The following is a 14,207-nucleotide window of genomic DNA, read 5'->3' as shown; positions in this document are numbered from 1 at the left end:
ACCGATCGGTATGAAACAAGATAAAAAAGAGCCAGCGGCCAAGGCGAAGACGGGCCGGCCACGCACGTTTGATGCGGACGAGGCGCTCGATTGCGCCATGAAAGTCTTTTGGGAAAAAGGCTATGAGGGCAGCTCCCTGCCCGAATTGACGAAAGCCATGGGCATGAACCGGCCCAGCCTGTATGCCGTCTTCGGCAACAAGGAGGAGCTGTTCCACAAGGCATTGGAGCGCTACAGCGACACGCGCATGCGGTTCTTCGACGCGGCGCTGGAACAGCCGACGGCGCGCCAAGTGGTCGAAGCGTTGCTGACGCAATATGTCGATGCGCAAACCATGCCCGACGGCCCGCACGGCTGTATGGGCGTGAACGCGGCGCTGGCCTGCAGCGACGACGCCCTGCCGATCCGCGATGAATTGTTTGCGCGCCGTTTGCGCGGTGAAATCAAGCTGCGCGACCGCTTGCGGCGCGCCAAGGAAGAGGGGGATCTGCCGCCCGATTCCTGCCCCGAGCAGCAGGCGCGCTTTGTCGTGACCTTGTCGCAGGGCATGGCCATCCAGGCTGCCGCTGGTGTCGCGCGCGAGCAGTTGCACCAGATGGTGGCGCTGATGCTGCGCAACTGGCCGCTGTAGCGCGCAGTCTTATCCGGCCTGGTCGATGCTCTTGGCCAGGTCGCTGGGCGCCTTGCGCCGCCACGCGGCCGTCAGGGCGGCGGCCAGCATGTCCAGTTCGGCATCGGCCAGGCGCACGGTAATGCCCGCCAGGCGTTCGCCCCACCACAGTTTCTTGCAGCCGGACGGCGTGATGACGGTGGCGATATGCGCCGCTTCCGCGTCCAGCAGCACGTTGATGTGCTCGTCATCGGGCAGGGTGGCAAAGATCTTCCCGGCCACGCGGAAGGCCGGACGGTCGTGGTGTTCTTCCTCGGTGGTGTCGGGAAACGACAGTGCCAGATAGCGTAGTTCTTCCAGGTCAACCATTTCCTCTTTCCCCTTCATCGGACGGATAAGCAGTGTGAGTGCATTTTGCCATGCTGTTTCGCCGCGTGGTGTAGCGGCGTGCGAAAAGAAGTGCGCAAGATGCGACAGTCGGCCGGCCGGTTGTGGTGCTGGCGCGACACGCAACAGCTTGCTTCCCGGGCCGCGCACGCCGCCTGGCGGGGGCGCACGGGCCGATTCTGGCGCCTCCGCCCGTGATTGCCAGAAAAATATCTTTCATGGCAAAAAGAAAAATACTTTTCTTATGGGGAAATTAAGATAGAATACATTCAACGTCTTACCTGACCCGTCAACTGTCTGGCTTTGTCCCGGGAACCCGAACCCTTTCCAGGACGCTTGCGCTGCCGCCATGGCACCAAGTCCGTGTTTTACGCGGAAGTTCACGCCACCGACCGCTCATCTTTGCAATCTTAGCGCGCTACGCCGACACGCCTCAATGCAGCGTGTATTCAGCTCAAGCGCCCGCCTGCCGCGCCCACTGAATACTTACTTATTGGATACCATCATGAAAAACTTGCCTAAAATTGCCTTGTCCCTGATCGCCGTCGGTGTGTTTGCCCACGCAAACGCCAGCACCATCACCCTGTCCACCGGCTACTCGGCCGCCGCCGCGCAAACCTCGGCCGCCAACTACCAGTCCGTGGTGAACGCCGCCGTGGCCACGCCAGGCGCCGGCTATGGTTCGACCAGCATCGCCAGCTATGACAACGTCAGCAACAGCGGCCTGTTCGGCAGCGGCTCGAACATCGCCTTCAAATCCGTCATCAACTTTGGCGTCAGCGCGGCCGATGCGGGCGCCTGGAGCTTCCGCAGCGGCGTCGACTTCGGCAAGGGCGGCGCCCTGTTCCTCGATGGCGTGGCGCTGGACGTCAAGAGCAACGACATGTGGTGGGCGGGCAACTACAACAATGCCAGCCAGTTCCTCAGCGGTTCGAGCGCCCTGTCGGCCGGCAACCATACCCTGAGCATCTATGGCCTGGAAGGTTGCTGCGATGGCGGCCAGCAGGTGCAATTCAAGGCCGGCAACAACAATTTCGCCAGCTTCGGCGCGAATGACGGCTTGATCTCGGCCGTGCCGGAACCGACCACCTACGCCATGCTGCTGATCGGCCTGGGCTTGCTGGGCTTTACGGCGCGCCGCAAGCAGGAAGCCAAGTTCTGAGTCTTCAGCGCGCTTTTCAGCGCTGACCGCGCGCCGGAGGGCGCACGTGAAAAAGCCCGCCGGTCTGCAAGGACGCGGCGGGCTTTTTGCATGGATTGCGTTGAACTTACTCGGCGCTGTCGCTGTCGTCGTCGTCCGCGTCGCCCTTGGCCGCCTTGCCCCGTTCGGCATCGACGCCTTGCCGCAGGCTGGCCGCATCGCGGAAGAAGGCGTCCGTCGCATGGTCCGGGCTCAGGCGCAGTGCGGGCGGGTAGAGCACAGACATGTAGGGTTCGTCCGCCAGGCGGCCGCTGATCTGCAGATTGCTCAGCAAAATCAGGCTCGAGCCGATGATGGCCAGCACCACGGCAACGAGGGCGAAGCGGCGCGGATGCTGCGGCTTGATCGTGCACAGGTGGTAGTAGATCATGACACAGACGATGGCGATGAACATATGCCGTCCATAGCGCGTCAGCGCTTCCAGCGACAGCGCGTACGCCAGCACGCTGCTGCCCAGTTCCCACACTTCCATGGCCAGCAAGCCGCAGCCGATGATGAACAGGTGGCGGCCGAAACGCGCCGTCTGGCCGAACAGGCGGTTCGCCACGGCCCAGATCGACGCCCAGATGAGGCCGCCACCGAGCGCATACGCGATGATCATCAGATAGGATATCGGGTCGAACGCTTCCGCGTCGCCCAGCCAGTTGCTGAAGGCGGCCGAGAGGCCGATCATGGCCAGGCCCGCCACGGCGGGGCGCAAACCCTCCCAGTTATGCATGGTGGTGTCGCTCAGTTCGGGCGCCACCGGGTGGTTGCTGGCGCGCACGCGCAGGCGGGTGTGGCCCAGGCGCACGACGCTGTCGCCCGTCAAGGCCACCTGCAGTTGCCGCTTGCCACGGTGGATCACGCCGTTGTGGCTGCCCAGGTCGCGCAGCAGCAGGCCGCCGGCCCCGTCCTCCTCGACGATGGCGTGCGCGGCGGCCGTGTGCGCGTCGTCGAGGATGAAGTCATTGTCATAGCCGCGGCCGATGCGGATCGGCAAAGAGGCCATGCGCTGCCGCTGCCGCACTTCGCCATTCTCGGCCAGGATCTCGATATAGTAGGGCGCGCTCATGGTTTTTTGCCGCTTTCCCGCGACAGCGCTTCGAGGAAGGTGCGCGTGACGCGCATGCCGTTGGCGTAGGAAACGCCGCGCGCGTCGATGCGGCTTTGCAGATTCATCAGTGGCTCATCGGTGCTGGCGGCCAGCAGGGCAAAGTCGTACAGGCCGGTAAACTTGCGGTAGGCGCGCACGCACATGACGGCGCGCAAAGGCAGGGTCTTGTTCTTGACGAACTGTTCGATGCAATGGGGACCCGTCAAGTTCACGCTCTTGTAGCTGCCGAAGTTTTCATTCTTGAACGAGGCGCTGGCCAGTTCGGAAAAGCGCAGGGCGCCCAGTTCACTGCTGCGCAGAAATTCGTGGCGCATCGACACTTGCCCCGTCTGCAGGGCGCCGGAAATGAAGATGGCCGATTCCATGGCGCAACTGGTGTTGTCGATCGTGTACGGTTTGTCGGACTTCACATTGGAGCGGCCCCAGCAGCGCATCTGGTCCGATTCGCGCACGGGCACGCGGTAGGGGCCCATGGCTTTCAGGTTCAGGGGCGTATCGAGCAGCCGGGCCACCATGACTTCCTGGTGCGCCAGCAGCTGCGCCGTGACGACCGGCTTGAAATCCTTCGGCGGCTTGCCCTGTTGCGCCACCTTGTCGAGCAGCTGTTGTGCGTAGCGGGCCGGCACGAGGAAGCTGACCAGTTCGCCATCGAGGCGCTTCGAGACATTCACGCCGGCGACGTCGCCATTCGCGGTCACGCTGGGGCCGCCGCTCATGCCGGAATTGATCGGTCCCGTAAACATCAGCTGGTCATAGAAGCTGCGCGTGACGATACCGTTATAGGAGCCTTCCGAAATGGCGAAACCCAGGTCCAGCGGGTTGCCCATGGAATACAGGTATTGACCCTGGGTCAGGGGTGCCAGCTGGGCCGGCATCTTGAAAAAGCCCGTGCCGTGGCGGCTCACGCGCAGCACGGCCAGGTCGTGCAGCACGTCGACGGCCAGCAACTCCACATTGCCGCGCTGGCCGCTGGTATCGACCCATTCGCCCACGTAGGTATCGGGGTCGAGCGCGAATTGCGACACCACGTGGTAGTTGCTGACGACCAGGTCGCCCGTGCCGATCAGGAAGCCCGAGCCGACCGATGACTGCGTGCGGCCATTTTTCAGCAGCACGCGCACTTGCAGGATGTCGGCGCGTGCCGCCGTGTACAGCTTTTGCGCGGCCGACGACGGTGGCGGCAGGGCCGCATGTTCGGTGGCGGCGGGCGCGGCGGTGGCTGGCGGTGGCTTGGCGGGAGGCGTCGAAGCGCTGGTGGCCGGGGCCGGGGCAGTCGCCGGGGCCGCGTGCGCGCCTGCCGCAGCGCACAGGCTGGCCAGCAGGAAGGCGAGATTAGATAATTTCATGCATCCTTTGTGCGTGAGCAGGAGCGCAGCGGGGGCGCGCGACGGCGCGCCAGCCCGGGGTGTCTACAGGGCGCCGTCTTCCAGCGCCGGCGCCGTCACGGGCGTCATCATGTGGCCCAGCTTGCTTTGCTTGGTATTCAGATAGTGCTGGTTGAAGGCGTTGCGGTTGACCAGCAGCGGCACCCGTTCGGCCACGGCGATGCCCAGCGCTTCCATGGCGGCGATCTTGCGCGGATTATTCGTCATCAGGCGCAGGCTGTGCACGCCGAATTGCGCAAACATCGGTTTGCACAGGGTGTAGTTGCGCGCATCGGCCTTGAAGCCCAGCTGCTCGTTGGCTTGCACCGTGTCGGCGCCCGCTTCCTGCAGGCGATAGGCGCGGATCTTGTTGATCAGGCCAATGCCGCGGCCCTCCTGGCGCAGGTACAGCAAAATGCCGCGGCCTTCCTCGGCGATGCGCTTCAAGGCGCCTTCGAGCTGGGCGCCGCAATCGCAGCGCTGCGAGAACAGCACATCGCCCGTCAGGCACTCGGAATGCACGCGCGCCAGCACCGGTTCGCCGTCGCCGATATCGCCCAGCACCATGGCCAGGTGTTCCTTGCCCGTGGCGTGCTCGACAAAGGCGTGCAGCGTGAACTGGGCCCACGGCGTCGGCAGTGCGCAAGAAGTCGTGTAATCCAATTCGCCTGTCGCCAGGAGGTCTGCGCCGCTTTGCATGGTTGTGCTCATATAGGTAATTGTCAAAAATAAAGGCGCGCCTGACCACTCCGGTGCCGGCGCGCCCTGTCATCATACCAAAAAGCAGGGCTATCGATTTCCCCTGGCTGATATTTGCAGGCTGGAATGCCTGGTGAACTTCCTCCAGATGCGGCCGGACGGGGCTTTTGCAAGACGGGCGGCCTTGCAAAAGCCCCATTGGCCGGCAACGGCAAGCGGCGCAAGGCTCGGGCCAGCGCCCCTTACGCCCCTTATCGTGGCAGGTCGAAGACCAGCACTTCCGCGTCTTCCGCCTGCGTCAGCGTGACTGCGGCCTCCGCCGTCAATTTCAGCGCATCGCCCGCTTTCAAGGGCGTGCCGTTCACCACCAGGCTGCCGCGGATCAGGTGCACATAAGCGATGCGGCCTTGCTCCAGCGCATGTTCAGCCTGCTCGCCTTCCTGCAGGATGCTGGCGTAGATGGCCGCGTCCTGGTGGATCAGCACGGAACCCTGGCGGCCGTCGGACGAGGCGATCAGGCGCAGCTTGCCCCGTTTGCTGTCCGGCGAGAAATGTTTCTCTTCATAGCTGGGGGCAATGCCCGTCACGTTCGGCTGGATCCAGATCTGCAGGAAGTGCAAGCCCTCCGTGTTTGAATGGTTGAACTCGCTGTGGCGCACGCCGCTGCCGGCGCTCATGCGCTGCACATCGCCGTAGTGCAGCACGGAACCGGTGCCCATGCTGTCCTTGTGCTCGAGCGCGCCGTCGAGCACATACGAAATGATTTCCATGTCGCGGTGGCCGTGCGTGCCGAAACCCTGGCCTGGCGTGACCCTGTCTTCATTGATCACCAGCAAGGGGCCAAAACCCATGTGATTGGCATCGTGGTAGCTGCCGAAGGAAAAGCTGTGGTGGGAATTGAGCCAGCCGTGGTTGGCGGCGCCGCGTTCTTCGCTATGACGAATCTGTAACATGGTGGACTCCGTTTCTCTCAGTGAATGTGCGATAATTTCGAAGGGCCGTTGCCTGGCACTATGCCTTGGCTTCTCTTCTGCCCTGCGCTGTACGATGGACAAAGTATAGGCGCCTCAGAAGAGAAAGAAAAACGGAAAATCTTGCGACCTATGATCGAAAAAATCGAATGTTAAGACTGAGCCTGGAAGCGCTGCAAATCGTCGACGCCATCGACCGCCGGGGATCGTTCTCGTCGGCCGGCAAGGAGCTGCATAAAGTTCCCTCGACCATTTCCTATACGGTGGCCAAGCTGGAGGACGACCTGGGCGTGCAGGTGTTCCAGCGCAACGGCCCGAAAGTCGTGCTGACGGCGGCCGGCCAGGAATTGCTGAAAGAGGGGCGCTATCTGCTGAAGGCGGCGCAGGACCTCGAGCACCGCGTGCGCCGGGTGGCCTCGGGCTGGGAAACGGAACTGGCGATCGGCCTCGATTCCATGTTTTCCGCCGTCGCCCTGGCCGATGACGTGCGCGCCTTTTACGACGTGGCGCAGCAGACGCGCCTGCGCCTGGCGCAAGATGCCTTGTCGGGCACCTGGGAGGCGCTGCTGGACCGGCGCGTCGACCTGCTGGTGGGCGCGCCCGGCGACGGGCCGGCCGGCGGCGGCTATATTGCGCAGCCGATCGGCATGCTCGACTTCGTGTTTACTGTCGCGCCCACGCATCCGCTGGCGCAGTTGCCGGGACCGCTGTCGCGTGGCGATTTGCAGCGGCACCGGGCCGTGGTGGTGGCCGATTCGGCGCGCCAGATGGCGCCGCGCACGGTGGGTTTGCTGCTGGGACAGGATGCGCTGACGGTGCCGAGCATGCAGGTCAAGTTCGACTACCAGGTGCTGGGCCTGGGCTTCGGCTTCCTGCCGGGACCGTGCGCGCGCGCCGCCATCGCGCGCGGCGTGCTGGTGGAAAAGGCCGTGGAAGAGCCGAAACCGTCGGAAACGTTTTACCTGGCCTGGCGGGTGGGCGAGGATGGCGCCGCATTGCGCTGGTGGCTGGCGCGCATGCGCGAAGCGGACGTGTTTGCCCGCCTGGCGCAGCATCTGCCGGGGCGTGCCTGGCCGCCGGCCTGACGTCGCCACGCCATTCCGCCGTGCCTGCAAAATGTTGACATACGCCAACATTTTTAAGTTACCATATTCACAGTATTGTTATCTTTTTTTTGGCCCGACCTCCATGCCCCATAGCGGGATTTTGATGATTACACAGACCGCAGCGCCCCTGATATGTTCCCCTGGCTTGCCTTCCGCGCGGGGTTGCCGTGCTTGAGGCGAAGGTCGCGCTGTGCCTGCGCCTGTCCCAGGAAGCCAGTGAGCAGGCGGGGCCGCAGCAGGCCGCCACCCTGGCGCGGCTGCAGGAGGAGCTGGAGCGGTTGCGTGGCGCCAGCCGCCCCGTGGTGCGCGTGGCGCCGGCCGACGCCTTGCTGGAAATCGACCATGACGGTTTCCTGATCGGCTGGAACCATGGCGCCGAACAGATGTTCGGCTATTCCGAACTGGAAGCGCTGGGCCAGCACATCCTGTTTTTGTATCCGGAGGACGACGCGGAGGCGAGCGTGCTGGAGCTGCACGCGGCGCCCGGCGACGTGGCCACCGATGTGCGCCGGCGCAAGAAGTCGGGCATGGTGACGTGGCTGCGCATGCACCGCCACGTGATCCACGACCAGGCTGGCAAAGGGTGCGGCATGGCCGTGCGCCTGTCGGCCATGAGCGAACCGCTGTCCGACATGGACAAGGTGAAATTGCACGCGCGCATCATCGAAGACAGCGAGCAAGCCGTGCTGATCACGGATGCGGAAGAGCGCATCGTCTCCATCAACAGTTCGTTTTCGCGCATCACCGGCTACTCGCCTGCCGAGGCCATCGGCCGCACGCCCGACCTGTTGCGCTCGGGCGTGCACGACCCCGATTTCCGCGCCAAGGTGCGCGCCGCCATGCGCGGACACGGTTCCTGGCGCGGCGAAATCATCGGCAAGCGCAAGAATGGCGAACTGTTCCCGCAAGACGTCACCATCAGCGTCGTGCGCGACGAGTATGGCGAAATCAGCCACGTGTTTTCCCTGTTTTCCGATATCTCCGTGCACAAGGATGCGGAAGCGCGCATGCAGCGCATGGCCAACTACGACAGCCTGACGGGCTTGCCCAACCGCTGCCTGTTGAACCAGCTGGTGGACCAGGGCCTGGCCGAAGCGAAGCGGCAGGGCACGCATGGCGCGCTGATGGTCATCGACATCAGCCGCATCGGTTCCATCAGCGATACCCTGGGGCATGAAGTGGGCGACCAGCTGGTGATCGCCATCGGCCAGCTGTTCCGTGGCGCCCTGCGCGACGCGGACATCCTGGCGCGGGTCGACAACAGCAAGTTCGTCGTGGCGCTGTTGCACATCGAGAAGCGCGAGCACGCGGCCAACGTGGCGCAAAAGCTGCTCAACCTGCTTGAAACACCGATCAATATCGACACGCATGCGCTGCACGTGGGCGCCAGCATCGGCATCACCGTGTATCCGGAAGACGGCCTGGAAGCGCCGGCCCTGTTCCGCTTCGCCGACGTGGCCGTGGCCAAGGCGGGGCAGACGATTGAATCGACCTTCCTGTTTTACCGCGAAGACATGAACCGCAGGGCCAAGGAACATCTGCGCCTGGAAAGCGAAATGCGCCTGGCCCTGGGCGACAAGGAACTGGAACTGCATTACCAGCCGAAAGTGAGCCTGGCCAGCGGACGCATCGTGGGCGCGGAAGCCTTGCTGCGCTGGAAGCATCCGATGCGCGGCATGGTCTCGCCCGGCGTCTTCATCCCCGTCGCCGAGGAAACCAGCTTGATTTTAGAGCTGGGCACCTGGGTGCTGGACGAGGCGTGCCGCCAGATCCGCAGCTGGGAAGACCGCGGCCTGCACATGCCGGCCATCGCCGTCAACCTGTCGGCGCGCCAGTTCGATGAACAGTTGCCGGCGCGTATCGCGGCCGTGCTCGATCGCTACGGCGTGCGGCCCGAGCAGATCATGCTGGAAATCACGGAAAGCCTGCTGATGCGGGGCGCCGACAAGGTCATCGACATCATGAACCAGCTGGTGGCCATGGGCCTGGCGCTGGCGCTCGACGACTTCGGCACCGGCTATTCCAGCCTGGCCTACCTGAAAAAATTCCCCATCAGCACCTTGAAAATCGACCGCTCCTTCGTCATCGGCCTGCCGTTCGAGGAAAACGACTGCGCCATCGCCCGCGCCATCGTCACCATGGCACAGCAGCTGCGCCAGGAAATCGTTGCCGAAGGGGTGGAAACGGCCGAGCAGATGCGTTTCTTGCGCGAGCTGGGCTGCGACCAGCTGCAAGGCTATCTGTTCAGCCCCGCCGTGCCGGCGGCCGAGTTCGAACTGATGCTGGACGAGGGCAAGCGCCTGCGCCTGGGCGAGGCCGTCGTTTAAGCTGGGTCCAGCTTGACCTTTTCCAGCAGGTAATCGAGCATCACGCGCACCCTGGCCGGCACTTGCCGGCCCGGTCCCACGAAGACGGCGTGCACGAGTTCCCTGTCGCCCGGATTGTAGTCCTGCAGCACCGGGATCAAATCGCCCTGCCGGATATCGCGCTGCACGTGCTGGCGCGAAAAGCGTCCCAGCCCCATGCCCGCCAGCACCAGCTGGCGCATGCTTTCACCGTCGCTGACGCAGGTATTGCCCTGCGGCGCCACTTGCAGCGTATTTCCCTCCCCATCGAGGAAGGGCCAGGTTTCGTTCTGGCAGCGGAAGTTGAACGCCAATAAATTATGTTCGGATAATTCCTGCGGCGTGCGCGGCAAGCCGTGGCGCGCCGCGTAAGCTGGCGACGCCACCACCACCATCGCGTCCTCGCCCAGCTTGCGCGCCACCAGGTTCGATGCCTTCAGCTGGCCCGTGCGGATGGCGATGTCGGTGCGGTCTTCCAGCAAGTCGACGATGGCATCGCTGACGACCACGTCGAGCACGATGTCGGGATAGCGGCGGGCGAACTCGGGCAGGATGGGCAGCAAATGGCGCACGCCGAAGGGCACGAAACAGTTGATGCGCAAGCGTCCGCGCGGCGCGGCCCCCTGCGCCGCCTCGCGCTCGGCCCCATCGATGTCGTCGAGGATGCGCTTGCACTGCACAAAAAAGGCGTCGCCTTCGGGCGTGGTGTGCAACTGGCGCGTGCTGCGCTGGAGCAGCCGCGCACCGAGCCGCGCTTCCAGGCGATTGACGAGCTTGCTGACGGCCGATGGCGTCAGGGCCAGGCGGCGCGCGGCGGCGGAGAAGGCGCCCGTTTCCACCACGGCCACGAAGACGCTCATCTCGAAGGCGCGGTTGATGTCTTGCCTGGCCATTATTGAATCCATTTCACAGGTGTTTCCATTATTAGAGTCTATATCAAAAGTATTTATCTCGATAGACTGGCTGGCTTGAACCATTTGCCGGAGTAATCATGACCACCGCACACCCTGTTTCCCCGCCAGCCAGCAAGATGCCACCCGGCGTGCTGGCGCTGGCCGTCGGCGCCTTCGCCATCGGCGTGACCGAATTCATCGTCGTCGGCATCCTGCCCACCATCGCCAGGGATTTACACATTTCCATCGAATCGGCCGGCTCCCTGGTCAGCCTGTACGCGCTGGCGCTGGCCATCGGCACGCCGCTGCTGGTGCTGCTGATGTCGCGCCTGCCGCGCAAGGCGGCCTTGCTGGGGCTGATGTCGGTCTTCCTGGCCGGTAATTTGCTGGCCGCGTTTTCGCACACGTTCGAACTGCTGCTGTTCGGGCGCGTCATCACGGCCGTGGCGCACGGCACCTTCTTTGCCATCGGCGCCACCGTGGCGGCCAGCCTGGTCAGCAAGGCGCAGGCGGGCAGGGCGATTTCCGTGATGTTCGCGGGCTTGACCCTGGCCATGGTGATCGGCGTGCCCTTCGGCAGTTTCCTCGGCAACTTGATGGGTTGGCGCCTGCCTTTCTTTGCGGTGGTGGTGCTGGCGGCGCTGGGATTGGCGGCCATGGCGCGCTGGCTGCCCGCTGGCTTGCAGCAAGGCAAGGGCGGCAAGGCCATGACGCAGCTGGCGGCGCTCGGTAGCGGCCCCATCCTGACGATGATGGCGGTGACGACCTTCGGTTTCGGCAGCAGCTTTGCCGCCTTCACGTTCATCACGCCCATCCTGACGGACGTGACGGGCTTTTCCGCCACCATGGCCAGCGCCTTGCTGATCGTGTTCGGCGCCGCCACCTTTGCCGGCAACCTGGCGGGCGGCTACCTGACCAGCCACCTGGGCTGGCAAAAAGCCCTGCGCCTGATGCTGCTGTTGCTGGCCGCCACGCAAGTGGGCGTGGCCCTCTGCATCACGTCCCAGTGGATGATGACGGTGATGCTGTTTATCTGGGGCGTATTCGCCTTCGGCCTGTCGCCCGCCCTGCAAGCCGGCATGCTGGCCACGGCCGAGCGCTACACGCCGCGCGCCGTCGATTTCGCCTCGGGCCTGAACATTTCCGCGTTCAACCTCGGCATTTCCTTCGGCTCCATGCTGGGCGCGCTGATGGTGTCGCGCCAGCTGATGGCGTCGTCGCCGTGGGCCGGCGTGGCGGCCGCACTGTTCGCCTTGCTGCCGCTGGCGTGGCTGGCGCGCAAGAACCTGGCCGCCCATGTGGCGGGAGCGGCCGTGCACTGAACACGGTGCCGCCACCTTATTCCAGCAGCGCGGCGATCGCCAGCGGCGTGCCGCTGGTGAGGACCTGGCCCCCGTCCGGGTGCGCACTGAAACGGTAGGCGAAGATGCGGAAAACCCCCACGGCGTCGCCGGGAAAGGCGGGGCCTTCCTGCGCCGCCAGCGGGAGCGCCGCGCCATCGCCGCCCTGGTAGCGCACTTGCGCCGCATCCGTCCGCGCATACGCAAACTGCACGCCGGCGCAGCGCTTGCCGCCAGCGCCAGCGCCGCCGGCGTAGCGCGCATAGGCGAGGAATTGTTCGCAGGCGGCGCGCAGGTCGGCCGCCGCATAGGTGCCATCGGGCCGCGTGACGATGGAGACCCAGGCGCTTGACGTGATCTGCCCCGGCTTGCGGTTCCAGCTCAGCTCCGCGTTGTCGTCATAGGCGGCCTTGGAAAACGGGAAAACGGCGCGGCCCAGCGCATCGAGCGGCAGCGCCAGCTGCGCGTCCTTGCCGTGCAAGGTCAGGCGCAAGCCATCCGTGGACACGCTGGCGTCGCGCGCACGCAGGCGCAGATGCTGCTGCAGCCATTGCTTGGACTTGCCGTACTTCTCGAACCAGATCATGTGGCGGTAGGCGTCGCGGTACGCGGTCCAGTCGCTGCCTTCCTGTGCGCCGGCGAACGCGGGCAGCAGTGCCAGGCCGAGAAGCAGGGACTTGCGCATGGCGCTTAAAACCGGTATCCCAGGCCGCTGGACCAGGTGATGACGTGGCGCCGTTCGACGACGGGACTGCGGGCCGGCCCGCTGCCCAGCCGCGTGCCCGTCACGGCGCTGTTGAGCAGCCACTTGCTGCTCAGGGCCCAGTTCCAGTTGACACCCGCCTCGATGGCGGTGACGCCGCCGGCCGGGCGGTAGTCGCGCGCGCCGCCAGCGGCGGCACTGACGGCGTAGCGCTCCTCCATCACGGCGCCGCTGGCCAGCGAGACGCCGGCCGACAGGGTCACAGTATGATGGGCCGCCAGCGATGGCAGGGTCTTTTGCACGGCGAGCTGCGCGCGCCAGCCATGCGCGCTCGTGTCATACACCAGGTTCGACGTGACGCGCGCCTGCTCGCCCAGGTAATAGCCATAGAAGCCGCCCACGTCGGGCGAGCCCGCGATGCGCCGCGTGCCGCGCAGGCGCCAGCCATCTTCCGGATCGCGCGCATTGCTGGCGGCCAGCAGCGGACCGTATTCCACGCCCGGCGTGGCCGACAAGTGCATGCCCGCCACGCCGCTGGCCGAGACGAACAGGCCATTGCTCCACTGGACTTGCAGCAGCGGCCGCAGGACGGCGGCGCGCGGCGCGCCATCGTCCGTCGCGGAGCTGCCCGTGACGGCCGCGCCCACGTACATGTCCCTGCTCCCGTCGGGCATCATCTGCGCGCCGGCGCCATCGGCCAGCAGCAGCGCCGGTAGCAACAGCAAGGGAGAAAAACGGGGAGCGAACTTGTTCATGCCATCCTTTAAAAACCGAAGCGGATACCGAGCGCGATGCGGTTCATCGTGCTGTCCAGTCCCTCGTATCTGACTGTCGGGGCGTGCTCCCATTCGAGCTGCAGCGCCACGTCCTTGTTGATCTGGTAAGCCGCCCCCACGCTCGCGTACAGGCCCGTCTTGTTCGCCGATTCACCGGGCGGCGCATTCCTGCCGTTGATGCTGAATTCGACGCGGCTGCGCGCCATGCCGGCCTTGGCGAATAGCGACCAGTCCTCGTCCAGCTGCCACGTGCCGCGTGCCGCCAGGTAGGCGGCGCTGGCGCGCAGCTTGAGCTGGTAGCCGGGGTCGAGGTCGAAGCGGGTCGTGCCGCCGCTGGCGCGGTAGCCGCCTTCCAGGGCCCAGTCCGGCGTCAGTGCATAGCCGGCGAAGACGCCGAACGGCAGCGCCTTGCCGCTGGCGCCGCGCTGGCTTGTCGTGCCGCCAGCCGCATACTGGATCTTGCCGTCGCTGGACGGGCTGACGTTGGCGCCCACGTACAGGCCTTCGGCGTGGACGATCGAGGTGGCGGCGACGGCGAGCAGGGTGCTGCATGCAAATTTTTTCATGTTCGGATTCCGGTTGAGGTAGGAGCCATGAATGTTAGGCAAACAGCGTCCCGGAATCCGCCTGTGTTTGTCCTTGAATTGTCCGCAATTTGTAGGCCGCATTTGTATGAAAAGTGTACAAATGTGTACCGGATTGTCGAATATGCCACT

At 64.8% G+C, this 14,207-nt stretch carries 14 protein-coding genes; 5 read left to right on the top strand and 9 right to left on the bottom strand.

The window, feature by feature from the left end:
* The first annotated feature begins 10 nt into the window (after positions 1–10).
* On the top strand, positions 11–631 hold the full coding sequence (locus BM193_RS02065; RefSeq protein WP_092795003.1) for a TetR/AcrR family transcriptional regulator: 621 nt from the start codon (positions 11–13) through the stop codon (positions 629–631).
* 9 nt (positions 632–640) lie between these two features.
* Here BM193_RS02065 and BM193_RS02060 read toward each other — a convergent pair whose 3' ends face one another.
* The gene (locus tag BM193_RS02060) at positions 641–979 is read right to left on the bottom strand and encodes an MmcQ/YjbR family DNA-binding protein (RefSeq protein WP_092796965.1); all 339 of its coding nucleotides are present in this window, start codon (positions 977–979) and stop codon (positions 641–643) included.
* 523 nt (positions 980–1,502) lie between these two features.
* Here BM193_RS02060 and BM193_RS02055 point away from each other — a divergent pair.
* Positions 1,503–2,159, top strand: coding sequence for a CCXG family PEP-CTERM protein (locus BM193_RS02055; protein ID WP_092796963.1), 657 nt, complete (start codon positions 1,503–1,505; stop codon positions 2,157–2,159).
* 106 nt (positions 2,160–2,265) lie between these two features.
* Here BM193_RS02055 and BM193_RS02050 read toward each other — a convergent pair whose 3' ends face one another.
* The 4 genes from BM193_RS02050 to BM193_RS02035 all read right to left on the bottom strand — a co-directional run bounded on the left by BM193_RS02050 (position 2,266) and on the right by BM193_RS02035 (position 6,310).
* Entirely contained in the window at positions 2,266–3,252 is a 987-nt protein-coding gene (locus BM193_RS02050) for an FHA domain-containing protein (protein ID WP_092795001.1), read from the bottom strand.
* The gene (locus BM193_RS02045; protein WP_092794999.1) at positions 3,249–4,640 is read right to left on the bottom strand and encodes a S1 family peptidase; all 1,392 of its coding nucleotides are present in this window, start codon (positions 4,638–4,640) and stop codon (positions 3,249–3,251) included. Before BM193_RS02045 ends, BM193_RS02050 begins: the two co-directional genes overlap by 4 nt.
* A gap of 63 nt (positions 4,641–4,703) precedes the next feature.
* On the bottom strand, positions 4,704–5,357 hold the full coding sequence (gene ribA / locus BM193_RS02040) for a GTP cyclohydrolase II (protein WP_092794997.1): 654 nt from the start codon (positions 5,355–5,357) through the stop codon (positions 4,704–4,706).
* A 251-nt stretch (positions 5,358–5,608) separates the two neighbouring features.
* On the bottom strand, positions 5,609–6,310 hold the full coding sequence (locus BM193_RS02035; RefSeq protein WP_092794995.1) for a pirin family protein: 702 nt from the start codon (positions 6,308–6,310) through the stop codon (positions 5,609–5,611).
* A 167-nt stretch (positions 6,311–6,477) separates the two neighbouring features.
* Here BM193_RS02035 and BM193_RS02030 point away from each other — a divergent pair, with 167 nt between their 5' ends.
* Together BM193_RS02030 and BM193_RS02025 are read left to right on the top strand one after the other, a co-directional pair.
* Entirely contained in the window at positions 6,478–7,413 is a 936-nt protein-coding gene (locus BM193_RS02030) for a LysR family transcriptional regulator (RefSeq protein ID WP_092794993.1), read from the top strand.
* 188 nt (positions 7,414–7,601) lie between these two features.
* The gene (locus tag BM193_RS02025; protein ID WP_092794991.1) at positions 7,602–9,761 is read left to right on the top strand and encodes a putative bifunctional diguanylate cyclase/phosphodiesterase; all 2,160 of its coding nucleotides are present in this window, start codon (positions 7,602–7,604) and stop codon (positions 9,759–9,761) included.
* Here BM193_RS02025 and BM193_RS02020 read toward each other — a convergent pair.
* Positions 9,758–10,672, bottom strand: coding sequence for a LysR family transcriptional regulator (locus tag BM193_RS02020; RefSeq protein WP_092794990.1), 915 nt, complete (start codon positions 10,670–10,672; stop codon positions 9,758–9,760). The two genes, BM193_RS02025 and BM193_RS02020, sit on opposite strands and share 4 nt — an antisense overlap.
* 98 nt (positions 10,673–10,770) lie before the next feature.
* On the opposite strand from BM193_RS02020, the gene BM193_RS02015 reads away from it, so the two are divergent.
* Positions 10,771–11,994 carry an MFS transporter gene (locus BM193_RS02015; protein ID WP_175533124.1) on the top strand — a complete coding sequence of 408 codons (1,224 nt, stop codon included), beginning with the start codon at positions 10,771–10,773 and terminating at the stop codon, positions 11,992–11,994.
* Between the two features lie 16 nt (positions 11,995–12,010).
* On the opposite strand, the gene BM193_RS02010 is transcribed toward BM193_RS02015, so the two are convergent.
* Genes BM193_RS02010 through BM193_RS02000 form a run of 3 tightly spaced genes read right to left on the bottom strand, consistent with a single transcriptional unit; the run spans position 12,011 to position 14,057 of the window.
* Positions 12,011–12,697, bottom strand: a complete 687-nt coding sequence (locus BM193_RS02010; RefSeq protein WP_092794986.1) for a hypothetical protein — start codon at positions 12,695–12,697, stop codon at positions 12,011–12,013.
* A gap of 5 nt (positions 12,698–12,702) precedes the next feature.
* Positions 12,703–13,470 carry a MipA/OmpV family protein gene (locus BM193_RS02005; protein ID WP_092794985.1) on the bottom strand — a complete coding sequence of 256 codons (768 nt, stop codon included), beginning with the start codon at positions 13,468–13,470 and terminating at the stop codon, positions 12,703–12,705.
* Between the two features lie 8 nt (positions 13,471–13,478).
* A complete protein-coding gene (locus BM193_RS02000) occupies positions 13,479–14,057 on the bottom strand; it encodes a porin family protein (RefSeq protein WP_092794983.1) in 579 nt (192 codons plus the stop codon).
* Between the last annotated feature and the right edge of the window lie 150 nt (positions 14,058–14,207).

The organism is Janthinobacterium sp. 344, assembly GCF_900112025.1.
Taxonomy (GTDB): Bacteria; Pseudomonadota; Gammaproteobacteria; order Burkholderiales; family Burkholderiaceae_D; genus Janthinobacterium.
The sequence above is the reverse complement of the archived record's forward strand: the minus strand, read 5'-3'. Positions and strand labels throughout refer to the sequence as shown.